Source organism: Streptomyces sp. NPDC058401 (assembly GCF_042722885.1).
Taxonomy (GTDB): domain Bacteria; phylum Actinomycetota; class Actinomycetes; order Streptomycetales; family Streptomycetaceae; genus Streptomyces.
This window is the reverse complement of record NZ_JBHXKA010000181.1, coordinates 1-13053: the sequence shown is the minus strand read 5'-3', so window position 1 is coordinate 13053 and position 13053 is coordinate 1. Positions and strand designations below refer to the sequence as shown.

The 13053-nt window shown below is 73.2% G+C and carries 11 protein-coding genes; 8 read left to right on the top strand and 3 right to left on the bottom strand.

What is annotated here, in order from left to right; genetic code table 11:
- The first annotated feature begins 218 nt into the window (after positions 1–218).
- The 5 genes from ACFWNV_RS36590 (at position 219) to ACFWNV_RS36570 (ending at position 6778) form a co-directional block, all read left to right on the top strand.
- The gene (locus ACFWNV_RS36590) at positions 219–3536 is read left to right on the top strand and encodes a lantibiotic dehydratase (RefSeq protein WP_383955636.1); all 3318 of its coding nucleotides are present in this window, start codon (positions 219–221) and stop codon (positions 3534–3536) included.
- Positions 3533–4885, top strand: coding sequence for a lanthionine synthetase C family protein (locus ACFWNV_RS36585; protein ID WP_383955633.1), 1353 nt, complete (start codon positions 3533–3535; stop codon positions 4883–4885). The genes ACFWNV_RS36590 and ACFWNV_RS36585 overlap by 4 nt, the downstream gene beginning before the upstream one ends.
- 90 nt (positions 4886–4975) lie before the next feature.
- Positions 4976–5578 carry a flavoprotein gene (locus ACFWNV_RS36580; RefSeq protein ID WP_383955630.1) on the top strand — a complete coding sequence of 201 codons (603 nt, stop codon included), beginning with the start codon at positions 4976–4978 and terminating at the stop codon, positions 5576–5578.
- Between the two features lie 97 nt (positions 5579–5675).
- On the top strand, positions 5676–6350 hold the full coding sequence (locus tag ACFWNV_RS36575; protein ID WP_383955627.1) for a hypothetical protein: 675 nt from the start codon (positions 5676–5678) through the stop codon (positions 6348–6350).
- Entirely contained in the window at positions 6347–6778 is a 432-nt protein-coding gene (locus tag ACFWNV_RS36570) for an OsmC family protein (protein WP_383955624.1), read from the top strand. The genes ACFWNV_RS36575 and ACFWNV_RS36570 overlap by 4 nt, the downstream gene beginning before the upstream one ends.
- 36 nt (positions 6779–6814) lie before the next feature.
- On the opposite strand, the gene ACFWNV_RS36565 is transcribed toward ACFWNV_RS36570, so the two are convergent.
- Entirely contained in the window at positions 6815–8125 is a 1311-nt protein-coding gene (locus ACFWNV_RS36565) for a sensor histidine kinase (RefSeq protein ID WP_383955622.1), read from the bottom strand.
- Positions 8116–8778 (bottom strand): response regulator transcription factor, encoded by a 663-nt coding sequence (locus ACFWNV_RS36560; RefSeq protein ID WP_383955619.1) that lies wholly within the window; start codon positions 8776–8778, stop codon positions 8116–8118. Before ACFWNV_RS36560 ends, ACFWNV_RS36565 begins: the two co-directional genes overlap by 10 nt.
- A 167-nt stretch (positions 8779–8945) precedes the next feature.
- On the opposite strand from ACFWNV_RS36560, the gene ACFWNV_RS36555 reads away from it, so the two are divergent.
- From ACFWNV_RS36555 to ACFWNV_RS36545, 3 genes are read left to right on the top strand one after another with little or no spacing between them, the layout of a single operon-like run.
- On the top strand, positions 8946–10238 hold the full coding sequence (locus ACFWNV_RS36555; protein ID WP_383955616.1) for an ABC transporter permease: 1293 nt from the start codon (positions 8946–8948) through the stop codon (positions 10236–10238).
- A 57-nt stretch (positions 10239–10295) separates the two neighbouring features.
- Positions 10296–11681, top strand: a complete 1386-nt coding sequence (locus tag ACFWNV_RS36550) for an FtsX-like permease family protein (RefSeq protein WP_383955614.1) — start codon at positions 10296–10298, stop codon at positions 11679–11681.
- Between the two features lie 5 nt (positions 11682–11686).
- Positions 11687–12406 (top strand): ABC transporter ATP-binding protein, encoded by a 720-nt coding sequence (locus ACFWNV_RS36545; protein WP_383955611.1) that lies wholly within the window; start codon positions 11687–11689, stop codon positions 12404–12406.
- Between the two features lie 37 nt (positions 12407–12443).
- Here ACFWNV_RS36545 and ACFWNV_RS36540 read toward each other — a convergent pair.
- A partial coding sequence (locus ACFWNV_RS36540; protein ID WP_383955608.1) for a zinc-binding dehydrogenase occupies positions 12444–13053 on the bottom strand: 610 nt, incomplete at its 5' end.

The window sequence follows — 13053 nt, the reverse complement described above, 5'->3', positions numbered from 1 at the left end:
ACCCCCCGCGGCCCGCGGCCGGATTAACCAGAATCTTGTCCAGCTCCTGCTTCCAGTGCTTTTGTTCGTGCTGTGTTTGGCGGCGGGCGCCCCCGGGGCCCCCGGCCACCCCCTCCCTCGCGCGGATGCCCCGGCCCCAGCCCCCGGCAGCCCTCGTTCGCCCGCCGCCGGCCCGCGCACGCGCCCGGCTCTCCGCCAACGCCAGAGGACCCGTCCCGATGCCGCCGAAGGCCGCGCACCGCCCGTACTTCCGTGCCGTACCGGCCGCCCTGCTGCGGGCACCGGCGCGCGGCCGCCTCGAAGGGGCCGTCCGGACGTCCCCCGACGGTGCGCCCGACAGCCGCACGGCCTGCGAACAGGTCCTGCGCACGGCGGCGGGCGACGCCCCGCTGATGGAGGCCCTGCACGTGGCCAGCGCCCCGCTGGCGCGGCTCGTCGAGTCGAGCACCGCCCCCGAGGGGCTGGCGTCCCGGAGCGACGGCCAGGTGCGCAAGGCCGCGCTGTCCGTGGTCCGCTACGAGGCCAGGATGCGCTCCCGCTGCACCCCGTTCGGGCTGTTCGCCGGGGTGGCCCCGGTGCGCATCGGCACCTCGGCGAAGGTGTCCTGGCAGGACCTCCCGTACAGCCGTACCCGGGTCGATCTGGACTGGCTCTCCCGGCTGGTCCGCGCACTGGAGTCGGACGGCACGCTGCTGCCGCGGCTCACCGTGCACGCGCACACCGGCGTGTTCCCGCGCGGCGGCCGGCTCGTCATGGCCACGCCCTCGAACCCGGGCACCGGCGCCGGCGACGCGGCCCGCAGCGAGGTGTCCGTACGGGTCACTCCCGTGGTCGGGGCCGCCCTCGACCTGGCCTCGGGCCCGAACGGAATCCGCGTGGACGCGGCGGTCGCCTCGCTCGAACAGCGCTTCCCCACGGCCCCGGCCGGCGCCGTCTCAGGACTGCTCGCCACACTCGTCCGGCAGGAATTCCTCGTCACGAACCTGCGGCCGGTGCTCGACGGCAGCGATCCGCTGACCCGCCTCATCGAGGTGCTCGCCGACGCCGGGGAACCCGCTGTCGACGGGGAACCCGCCGAAGCCCGGGAACCCGCCGACGCACCGCTCAAGGTCCTGACCGGACTACGGGAAGCGGCCGCGGCCCGCGACCGGTTCGACGCCGCCGCTCCCGGTACGCGCCGTGCGGCGCTCGCCGACCTCGAAGCCGCACTGCGCGGACTCGGACCGGTACGGGAAGACGACCGGCTCGTCCACGTGGATCTGGCCCTGGGCGCCGACGTCCGGCTGCCCCGGTCCGTGACCGACGAGGCCGCACGCGCGATGGACGTCCTGTGGAGGCTGTCGCCGCCGGGCCCCGGAATGCCCTCGCTCCGCTCGTACCACCGGGACTTCGTCGAGCGCTACGGCACCGACCGCGTCGTCCCGGTCCTCGAACTGCTCGACGACACGGTCGGACTGGGAGCGCCGTCGGGCTACGAGTGGCCGGCCTCCTCACGCACCGAGGAACCGCACGCTCCGGCCGAGCGGACCCGTGATCTGCTGCTCGGCCGGCTGGCCGCCAAGGCGGTCCGCGACGGGTCCCGCGAAGTGGTCCTGGACGAGGACCTCGTCAAGCGGCTCACCCGCGGCGAGCCGGACCCCGCACGGCTGCCCGGGTCCTGCGAGCTGTTCTGCACCCTGGTCGCGGATTCCGAGGAGGCGCTCGACCGCGGGGACTTCCTGCTCGTTGCCGGCCCGGGGCCGGCCCCCGCCGAAGCCGGGGCGACGTTCGGGCGGTTCGCCGGGCTCACCGGAGGCATCACCGAGGAGGTGGCCGCCGCCGTACACCGGGACGTACCCGGGGCCGCGCACCTCACCGTAGCCTTCCAGCCGCGTACCGCACGGGCCCTGAACATCGCGAACAGCCCGCGCACGGCCGGACACCACGTGGCCGTGGGCCTGCCGCCGAACCCGGCCGCGACCACCGTACGGCTCGACGAGATCGGCGTCGCGGGGAACGCCGACCACCTCTACCCGGTCCACCTGCCCACCGGCCGCAGGCTGCTCCCGCACACCTCGCACGCCCTCGACCTGCGCGGCCAGGCGCCGAACGCCGCCCGGTTCCTCCTCGAACTCGGCCGGGACGGCACCCGGATGTGCACCCCCTGGGACTGGGGCCCGGCCAAGAGCGCCCCCTTCCTGCCGCGCGTCCGCTACGGCCGCACGGTCATCTCTCCGGCGACCTGGCGCCTCGACGAGCTGCGGGAACACACCGCCCGGGGACCGGCCGCATGGGCCGCCGCGGTGGCCGAGTGGCGGGAGCACTGGGACGTCCCGCAGCGGATCGTACTGAGCCGGCTCGACCACCGGCTGCCCCTCGACCTGACCGACCGCTGGCACCTGGAGGTGCTCCGGGACGCGCTCACCAAGGACACCGACCAGCTCGCCACGGAGCTCCCCGGGGGCGGGGAACGCACCGGCGGCTGGCTCCGGGGCCCGGACGGCGCGCCCCGGCCGGCCGAACTGGCCCTGGCCTTCACCAGCGACGAGGAACTCCCGGCGCCGCCCGCGGGCCACCCCGCGCGTCCACCGCGCACCGCGGGACGCCGGTCCGCGGAGGTGGGCGGCGAGTGGCTCTACGCCAAGCTCTACCTGCCCGAACGGCACGTCCCCGCGTTCCTCCGCGAACGGCTCACCCCCTTCCTGGCCGGTCTGCCCGCCGAGCACGGGGAGCTGGTGGACCGGTGGTTCTTCATTCGCTACCGGGACCAGGAGGACCATCTCCGGCTGCGTTTCCACGGGCCCGCCGGGCCGCTGTGGGAGCGGCTGCTGCCCGCCCTGGGCGCGGCGGTCCGCGACTGGACCGCCGAGGGCCTCATCGGAAGGTGCGTCCTCGACGCGTACGAGCCCGAGTGGGAGCGGTACGGCGGCCCCCGGGCGCAGGAGGCAGCCGAACGGTTCTTCGCCGCCGACAGCCGCCTCGCCCTCGCCCTGCCGCGGGCGGCCCGTGGCCAAGCGGCCGGAGGGCTCCGCTGGGACCCGGAGGCCCTCGCCGCGATGTCGGTGGCCTCGATCGCCCAGGCCTTCGGTCCACCGCCCGCCCACGACCCCGCCCACGACCCCGGCCACGCCGTCGCCCCCGGCACCGGTCCCTCCGCACGGGACCGGTACGGGCCGCAGGAGTCGGGGGCCGCATGGCTCACGGCAGGCGCGGCGGGTCACGACCTCCCACCCGGCTTCCGCGCCGACCGTGCGCAGTGGCTGCGCCTGGTCGACCCGGTCGGCGGGTGGCCCGTGCTCGCCGGGAGCCCGGCCGGGAGCGAGGTGCTCGCCGCGCTCACCGACCAGGCCGCACGGCTGCGCGAGTACCGCGAGGTCCTCGACCGGATCGCCGGCGCCGACGAGAGCTGGTCGCCGCTGCCCCGCGTACTGGCGAGCCTGCTGCACATGACCTGCAACCGCCTGCTCGGCCCCGACCGGGACGCGGAACGGCGCGCCTACGCCGCCGCCCGCTCCTGCATGACGGGCAACGCCGACCGAAGGAGGCACCACCGGTGACCACGGCCACCAGCCTGCTCGAGTCCGCCGTCGCACGGGTGGCGGACGCCCTCGCGGACCCCGGGGCCCTGATCCGGTACCCCGGCGAGCGCGGCGAGCCGGTGTCGCTCGAAGGGAACGCCGGCGCCGCGCTGTTCCTCGCGGAGCTCGCCGGACACGATCCGGGCCGGCTGCCGGCCGCCCACGCCCACCTGTCGGTGGCCGCGCGGGCCCTGAACGGGACCGCCAGCGCGGGGCTCTACCACGGCCCCGCCGCCGTCCTGGCGGCCGCGCAGGCCTGCGCACGGCTCGGCGGGCACTATCCGCGGCTGCGCCACCAGCTGACCCGACATGTGGCGGCGGAGCTGCTGGCCAGGATCACCGCCGCACCGCCCCGCAGCGCGGGCGTGGACTGGACGGAGTACGACGTCATCTCCGGCGCCGCCGGCACCGGACGGCTGCTGCTCGGCGCGGTGGTCGAAGGCGATCCGCAGGAGCGGGCAGCGGCAGAACCGGCGCTGCGGGCCGCCCTCACCCGTCTCACCGACCTGTCCCGGCCGGTGACGGTCGACGGCCACCGGGTCCCCGGCTGGTGGGTGCCCGGCGCACGGCAGGCGACCCCCGCGGACCAGGAGCAGTTCCCCCGAGGGGACTTCAACCTCGGCCTGGCCCACGGCATCGCGGGACCGCTGATGCAGCTCGTCCTGTGCGCCGAAGCCGGGGTGACGGTGGACGGCCAACTCGCCGCCGTCCAGCGGATGGGGCGCTGGCTCGCCGACCGGACCGACCACGACACGGCCGGGCCCTACTGGGAGCCGCGGCTTGCCTTCGAAGACGAGATCGTACGGGCCGCCGGCGGCAGCACGGACCCCTCCGCGCACGCCGCCGCGGCCTCGGGCGGGGCCTGGTGCTACGGAGCGGCGGGCATCGCGAACGCGCTCGCCCGGGCCGCACGGCTCACCGGAGAGGCGCACTGGCACCGGCTCGCCCTCGAAGGCACCCGCGCACTGCTGCGCCGTCCCGCCACCGAGCAGCACCTGAAGGGCCCCACCCTCTGCCACGGCCGGGCCGGCTTCCAGCAGAGCCTGTGGCGGCTCGGCCGGCTGACCGGGGACCGCGAACTCCTGGACCAGGCGGCGTCGCTCGCCGAGGGGCTGGCCGCCCTGGCAGACCCGGAAGCACCCTTCGGCTTCCGCCACCTGACGCCCGTACGGTCCGACCTGGGCTGGGACCGTACGCAGCCCCTGCGCGCCGCGGACAACGGCGGACTCCTCGAAGGGGCCGCCGGAGTCGCGGCCGCGCTCCTCTCGATGCTGCCCGGAACAGCCGGGGACGGCCCGCACTGGGACCGCGTACTGCTCCTGTCCTGAGCGCCCGCGCACACGACCGCGGCGGCGCAGCGACCCGCTCCGACGCCCGCCCCCGCCCCCGCCCCCGCCCCCGCAGAAGGAGACCCCACCATGAGCTCTGACACCGACAACAACGCGCTGCGCGATCTCCTCGCCCTGCCCCGCGGGCAGATCCTCATGGTGGGCACGGGCGCCTTCGACGTGGTGAAGCTGCCGACCTGGGTGATGTGGCTGCGGGTGACCTGCGGCTGGTCGGTACGGGTCTGCCTGACGGCGTCCGCCGAACTCCTGGTGTCCCGGCGGGCCCTGGCCGCCGCCTCCCAGGCGCCGGTCAGCGGACCCGAGTGGGACACCGAGCAGGGCCGGGTACCGCACCAGGAGCTCGCCGAGTGGGCCGACCTGGTCCTGGTGCTGCCGGCGACCGTCAACTTCATCGGGAAGTGCGCGGCGGGCATCGCCGACGACCTCGCCCTGACCACGGTCATGAACACGGAGGCACCCGTGGTCATCGGCCCGTCGGTCCCGGCCACCGCACTGCGCCGCCCGACGGTCCGCCGGAACCTGCGCACCCTTCAGGAGGACGGCTTCTACGTCGTGCCTCCGGCCGCGGGCACCTCCGTGCACGAGGGCCGGACCACCGACGGCTGGGGGAGCGAGCTGGGCTCCGCCCTGGAGTGCGCGGCGAAGGCCCTCGCCGAACGCCGCACGGCCTGACGCCTACGCTCACGACCTGCGACCCTCTGCCCGGGACCAGACCGTTCCACGGACCGGAACGACGGCGGGACCTCGGGCCCTGGGCTTCCTCGCCGTCGTGGGACTGGCGGCGTCGGTGCTCGTCGGGGCCGTCGCGTGGTGGGACGTCCGGCAACTCGGCGCGTACGACACGGCCCCGGCCTGCGCGCCGGGAGCCACCCAGCACTGCCGGACGACGGTGGCCGGCAGCGCCTCGCAGCTCCGGCAGCAAGGGAGTCTGCCGATGCCGAGCAGGCCGACTTCGTTCGTCTTCACCCCGGACGACGGAGGGCGCCCGTGGTTCGTCACGGCCGGGGCCGGCACGGCCGGGCGCCTGCTGAAGGACCCCCGGGTCACGGTCGAGGTCTTCGACAACCGCAGCTCCCTCCTCACCACCGCCGACGGGTCCTCCGCGGCCGTCGTGGGCGGCCCCCTGGACGTGGGACGCGAACGGCTGGGCTACGCCGTCATGCTGCTGCTCCTCACCGGGGTGACCGGGGGCATGGCCGTGCGGGTACGGCGCCTGGGGTTCCTGGTGGGCCCCGGCTTCGGCAGGTTCGCCCGGATCCTTCTGGGAACCACCGTCACGTTCCTCACCGTGCCGCTCGTCGTCGCGTTCACCCTCGGCACGGCCGCCGAGCTCATCGGCTTGGCCTCGACCCTCGTCATCGGAGCCGCCGGGACGTTCCTCCTGGCCCGTTCCGTCGTGTGGCGTGGTGGGTACGGTGGCGCGCGGCTAACGTCAAGGTCATGACAGCTGATTCCCTGCGCTCCGTCACCGTCGAGCGGACCGGTCCGGGCATGTTCACCGCGACCAACTCCCGCGGTGACACGATCTCCTTCGGTACCGGATCCGGCGGGGGCTTCACCCCCGTCGAGCTCTTCCTCGCCGCGATCGGCGGCTGCTCCGCGGCCGACGTGGACGTCACAACCAGCCGCCACGCCGAACCCGACGAGTTCTCCGTCGCCGTGCACGGGCACAAGGCCGAGGACGCCGGCGGCAACCACATGACGGACCTGGAAGCCGCCTTCACCGTCCGCTTCCCCGAGGGCGAGGCCGGCGACCGGGCCCGTACGATCCTGCCCCGCGCGGTGAAGACCTCCCACGACAAGCTCTGCACGGTCAGCCGCACGGTGGAGGCCGGAACCCCGGTCGCGGTAAAGGTCGTCCCTACGGACTGACCGGCCGGAACCAGGTCGTCGAGACCGGCGGGCTCCTCACGGCAGCCTCGGCCCGCCGGTCCCCGGGAAGCGCAGGGTGAGGGCGAGCCCGCCCTCGGGGCCGCCGGGGCGTGCGGTCAGGGTGGCGTGATGGGCCCGGGCGATGGAGAGCGCGATCGACAGTCCCAGGCCGTGCCCGTGGCCGGCGGTGCGGTCTCCGTCGAGCCGGCGAAAGGGCTCGAACAGGTCGGGGATGCGCTCGGCCGGGACGTGGCGGCCTGTGTTGGTCACCGTCACGGTGGAGGTGTCGATCCGTACGAGGACGTGGCCGCCGGGGTGGTTGTACCGGACCGCGTTGCCGATCAGGTTCGCCAGCAGGTGCCGCAGCAGGACGGGGTCACCGGGAACGACCAGGGGCGAATCGGCGTCGGCGTCGGTGTCGATCCGCAGGCCGGCTTCGGCTGCGCGCGGAGCATGCTCGGCGGCCACGAGCCGGGCGGTGACCGTGAGGTCCACGGGCTCGGTCTCCTCCAGTCCGCGGTCGCTGCGGGCGAGCAGCAGGAGCGCGTTGATCAGCTCCTCCGCTTCCCGGTTGGCGGTGAGCAGGTCCTCGCGCACGTCGGTGAGACCGTCGGGCAGGGGGTCGGCGAGGCCGACCTGGAGGGTGGTGCGCTGCACCGCGAGGGGCGTTCTGAGTTCGTGCGAGGCGTTCGCGATGAAGCGGCGTTGACTCTCGAAGGACTGCTCCAGCCGGTCGAGCATGCCGTCGAAGGTGTCGGCGAGGCGGTGGAGCTCGTCGTCGGGGCCGGTGAGTGCGAGACGCTGGTGCAGGTTCTGTTCGCTGATCCGGCGGGCGGCTTCGGTCACGGAGACGACGGGACGCAGGGCCCGTCCCGCCAGCCATCGGCCGACGAGCCCGGCCAGGAGTGCCATGACGAGCAGCCCGACGGCGGACCAGAGGACCATTTGACGCAGTGCGGTGTCCTGGACGGCCTGCACCGTCCGGTCGATCTTCTGGATCATGGCGACATCGCTCGGGGGCTCGGACCTGCCGTTCGGCCGGGTGGGGCTTACCGGCTCCACGGGCTCGACCGGCTCCACGGGCACGGGTTGCGCAGGTTCCACGGGCTCCACGGGCTCCGCGGGCTCCCTGGGGTTCGTCCGACCGCTCGGCAGGTCGCCGTAGGTGATCGAGATCCCCTGGACCTGCTGAGCCGTTCCGTAGCGGGCGAGCACCACGACGAAGGTGAGGAGGAGGAGGCCGGTGAGCAGGAAGAGCCCGGAGAAGGCCAGGGCCAGGCGGGACCGGAAGGGCAGCCCGCTCAGCAGGGCCCGAGGGTGCGACAGCATCCGGAGGTTCAGTCGCACAGCCGGTACCCCTCTCCCTTGTCGGTGAGGATCAGGCAGGAGTCGCCGAGTTTGCCGCGCAGGCGGCTGATGGTGGTGCGGACGACGCCGGTGCGCGTGTCGAGGTGTTCGTCCCAGACGGCGCGGACGATGTCGTCGTGGGCCACCGGTGCTCCGCCGGCCCGCATCAGCAGGCGCAGGACCGCGGTCTCCTTCGGGGAGAGTTCCAGCGGGATACCGTTCACGGACACTTCGCGACGGCTCTCGTCCAGGGTGATGTTCCCGAAGCTCAGCACGGTGTGTTGCGGCTTGGGGGTGCGCCGGCTCAGTGCCCGTACCCGGGCGACGAGTTCCGTGAAGTCGAAGGGCTTGGCCAGGTAGTCGTCGGCGCCGAGCTCGGTGAGGCCGTAGACCCTGTCCGTGAGCTCGCCCGCGGCGGTCAGCATCAGGATCCGTGGCGGGTCGGTGAGCTCGCGCAACCGTCTGCAGACCTCGTCGCCGCTCATGACCGGCAGGTCGCGGTCGAGGATCAGTACGTCGTAGGAGGTGAGCAGACACATCCGCTCGGCCTCCCCGCCCGTGACGGCGATGTCGACGGCCATCGCCTGGCGGCGCAGGCCGGTGGCGATGGTACGGGCGAGAACGCGGTGATCCTCGGCTACCAGGACTCTCATGCCTACAGGAAACCAAGATCACGATTGCAGGCGGATAAGGACACGGGGAGCCGGGCGAGCCCGGGGAGCGCGGGGAGCGCGGGCCGGCCCAGCCGTGCCGGGCGGGTCCTTATGCCGCTGTAACGCGCTTATCCCGCAGCAAACAGCGGGCTGCTTTCGTCTCGGGCATGAACTTCGTCAAGCGTGCCGCTACGAGCCTGGGTACCAGAAGGTCCAAAACCGCGGCCCTGCTCGCGATCTTCTTCGTCATCTGCACCCTGCTCCTCGGCGGCTTCATGCTGCAGGCCGCCGCGGCCCGCCAGGAAGCCGACGCGCAGCGCTCCATAGGCGTCGACGCCACCGTCAGGAAGGAGGGCCTCACCCAGGCCCTGGCCGACGAACTCGGCCGCGCGGGCCCGGTGCACCGCTACAACGTGCAGGTCCGGGTCCGCGCCGACGCACAGGGGTTCACGCCGCTGAGGCCCGAGGTTCCGGAGCCGGTCGGCACCGCGCCCGGCGAGAAGCCGAAGGGCGCGCTGGCCGTGAACGGCGTGCGCGACTCCGGAATGCTGCTGCCCTTCTCGTACGGCTCGACGAAGATCACGGCAGGCCGCGGGATCACCCCGGCGGACGCGGGCGGCGACGTCGCCGTGATCGAGCAGCGACTGGCCGACGAGAACCACCTGAAGGTGGGCGACACCGTACGGGTGCGGTCGGCGGACGGCGCACGCACGACGACGGTGAGCGTCGTCGGCGTCTTCCAGGACCCGGCACGGGATCCGACGATGTGGACGCCTCCGCACGAACTGCCCGGCAACACCCTGTACGTACCGGCGGCGACCGCACAGAAGCTCACCGAGGGCGCCGCGACCGTCAGCGAGGCGGTGTTCAAGACCGGCTCGCCGGACGGGGCCCGGCAGCTGCACGCCGAAGCCGAGCGGCTCCTCGGCCGGGGCACCTTCGAGTTCCGCGTCAACGACAAGGCGTACAAGGACCAGGTCCTCCCCATCCAGCGGGTCGGGACGTTCGCGGGACTGATCGTCTGGGTGATCGCCCTGGCCGGAGCGCTGATCCTCGGCCTCATCGTGACGCTGCAGATCCGCGAACGGCGCACGGAGCTCGGAGTGCTGCTCGCGATGGGCGAGAAGAAGTGGAAGCTCATCGGCCAGCACGCCGTCGAGGTGGCGGCCGTGGCCCTGCCCGCGGTGGCGCTCGCCGCCCTGGCCGGCTCGCTGGCCGGACAGCCCGCCGGCGAGGCGTTCCTCGGCCACCGGGACGACAAGCCGGTCCCGGCCGCCCACGCCCCGGACAGCGCCCGCGCCCCGGAACCCGGGGCCGCCCCGCCCACGGTCCGGGTCGAGCCGGCCGACGTCGGCAAGGTCGCCGGCATCGGGCTCGGGATCTCCCTGGTCTCCACGGTCATCCCGGGCATCGGGATCCTCCGCCTCCACCCCCGCTCCATCCTCACCGACGGCGCATAGCCGCGGCCAACCCACTCACCCACTCACCCGCACGGACCGAGAGAGCAGCAGATCCCCTTGAACTTCGTCAAACGTGCAGGCCTCAGCCTGTGGGCCCGCAAGGGCCGCACCCTGATCACCCTCGCCACGTTCCTTGTCATCTCCGTGATGGTGCTGGCCGGCGTCCTGATCAACGGTGCGACGGCCCGGGCCGAACGGGACGCCAAACGCTCCGTGGGCGCCGAGGTCAACCTCGACATCGACATGAGCCGGCTGGGCAACGCCGCCCAACTCCAGGCACCCAGCATCGACGTCGCGACCGTCGACAAGATCGGCTCCCTGCCGCAGGTGCAGAAGTACACCTACTCCATGTGGGACCGCGCCCTCCTCACGGGCAAGAACGAACTCGTCGAAGGCGGCACGAAAGACGCCATGGGCATGGGCCCCGGCGGGACCATCGGCATGGGAGTCCTGGACTCCTCGCTGCTGCCCGACTTCCGCAGCGGCAAGTCCACCCTCCTGTCCGGCTCGCACATCACGGCCGCCGACAAGGACAAGAAGCAGCTCCTGATCGAGGAGCGGCTGGCCCACCAGAACGGCCTCAAGGTCGGCGACAAGATCACCCTGACCGGCAACGACGAGAAGACGACGGCCGAGTTCACCGTAGGCGGCATCTACCGCGACCCGCGCCCCACCACCGAAGCCGACCCCGAGTACGGCGTCAGCCCGGCCAACATGCTCTACGGCACGGTGGGCGGCCTCTCCGCGCTCGGCACCGAAGGCAACGGGCCGAGGAAGGTCGGCAAGGCGACGTTCCTCCTGAACGACGCCGACGCACAGGGTGCGTTCACGAGCGAGGCGAAGCGGATCGCGGGACCGGCGCTCGCCGGCTTCAAGCTGGACGCCAACGACAAGGCCGTCCAGCAGATGACGGGCCCCCTCAAGAGCATCCGCTCCACGGCCACCGTCGCCATGTGGCTGATGGGCCTCGCGGGCGCGGCCGTCCTGGCCCTCCTGGTGAACCTCGCCGTCAAGCAGCGCCGCACCGAGTACGGCGTGCTGCTGGCGATGGGGGAGAAGAAGTGGAAGCTCATCGGCCAGCAGACCCTGGAGATCGTGATCATCGCCGTCATCGCCATCGGCGTGAGCTCCCTCTTCGCCCCGAAGCTGACCCAGAGCGCCGGCCAGGCACTGCTCGGCAAGGAAGCCTCGGCCGCCGAGCGGAAACTCGACTCGTGGAAACCCCCGGCCCCCGGCAGCACCGGCCTCGACCAGGGCATCGACCCGAACGACAGGCCCGTCGAGAACGCCGACCCCATCGACAAGATCACGGTGGTCCTCGACCCGGCGGACCTGGCCACCGTCGGCGGCGTCGGCCTCGGCGTCGGCCTCCTCGCCACCCTCGTCCCGGCCGCATCCGTACTGCGACTGAGCCCCCGCACCATCCTCACGAAGGGCAAGTGACCGCCATGACCACGACCGCTACGGCCGCAACGACCGCCCCGCCCGTCCTGCGCCTCACCGGCGTCAGCCACACCTACTCCGGCCAGCGCCGCCGGACCACGGTCCTCAGGGACGTCGACCACACCTTCGAACGCGGCACCTTCTACACCATCCTGGGCCCCTCGGGCAGCGGCAAGACCACCCTGCTCTCCCTGGCCAGCGGCCTCGACAGCCCCACCAAGGGCACGATCAGCTTCAACGGGCAGAACCTCACCGAGCTCGGCCTCGGCCGCTACCGCAACAAGCACGCCGCCACGATCTTCCAGCAGTACAACCTCCTGACCTACATGACCGCCCTGCAGAACGTCACCACCGCCATGGAGATCACCGGCGCGAAGCCCTCGACGGGAAGCCGCAAGGCCCGGGCCCTGTCCCTCCTCGAACACATCGGCCTCGACAGGACGACGGCCACCCGCAACGTCATGCAGCTCTCCGGCGGCCAGCAGCAGCGCGTCGCCATCGCCCGGGCCCTCGCCTGCGACGTCGACATCCTCTTCGCCGACGAGCCCACCGGAAACCTCGACGAGGACACCGCCCAGGGCATCATCGACACCTTCCGCGACCTCGCCCACGAGCAGCACAAGTGCGTGGTCGTCGTCACCCACTCCCAGCAGCTGGCCGCGCAGTCCGACCGCATCCTCACCCTGCGCAAGGGAAAGCTCACGGAGCAGGTGAACTCCCGATGAGCACGGACCCCTGCGGGAGCCGGTCCTCAGCCGGTCCTCAGCCGGTCAGCAGTACGAGCTTCCCCGTCACGTGCCCGCTCTCACTGACCCGGTGCGCCTCCGCGACCTCGGTGAGCGGGAAGGTCCGCGCGACCGGGAGGGAGAAGCGACCGGACTCGATCAGCGCACCGATCTCCCCGAGCACGTGGACCGCACGGCCGGTGTCACCGCGGCTGAACACGACCCTGTGCTCCTGCGCACCGGCGAAGTCGGCGATCGTCACGACGTGTTCCGGGGAGCCCGTGAGCTCGATGAGCTCGGGCAGCACGCCGCTCCCGGCCACGTCGAGCGCCAGATCGACACCGTCGGGCGCCAGCGCGCGCACCCGGTCGAGGAGGCCCTCGCCGTAGGCGACGGGCTCGGCTCCCAGCGTGCGGAGGTACGCGTGGTTCGCCGGGCTGGCCGTACCGATCACGCGCGCGCCCCGGACCGCGGCGAGCTGGACCGCGGCGCTGCCGACGCCTCCGGAGGCGCCGTTCACCAGCAGGGTGGCGCCGCTGCCGACGCCGAGTTGGTCGAGTGCGCGCGTGGCCGTCTCGATGGCCGCCGGGAGTGCGGCGGCGCCGGCGAAGCCGAGCGTCGGTGGGACGGGAGCCCAGTAGGAGAGC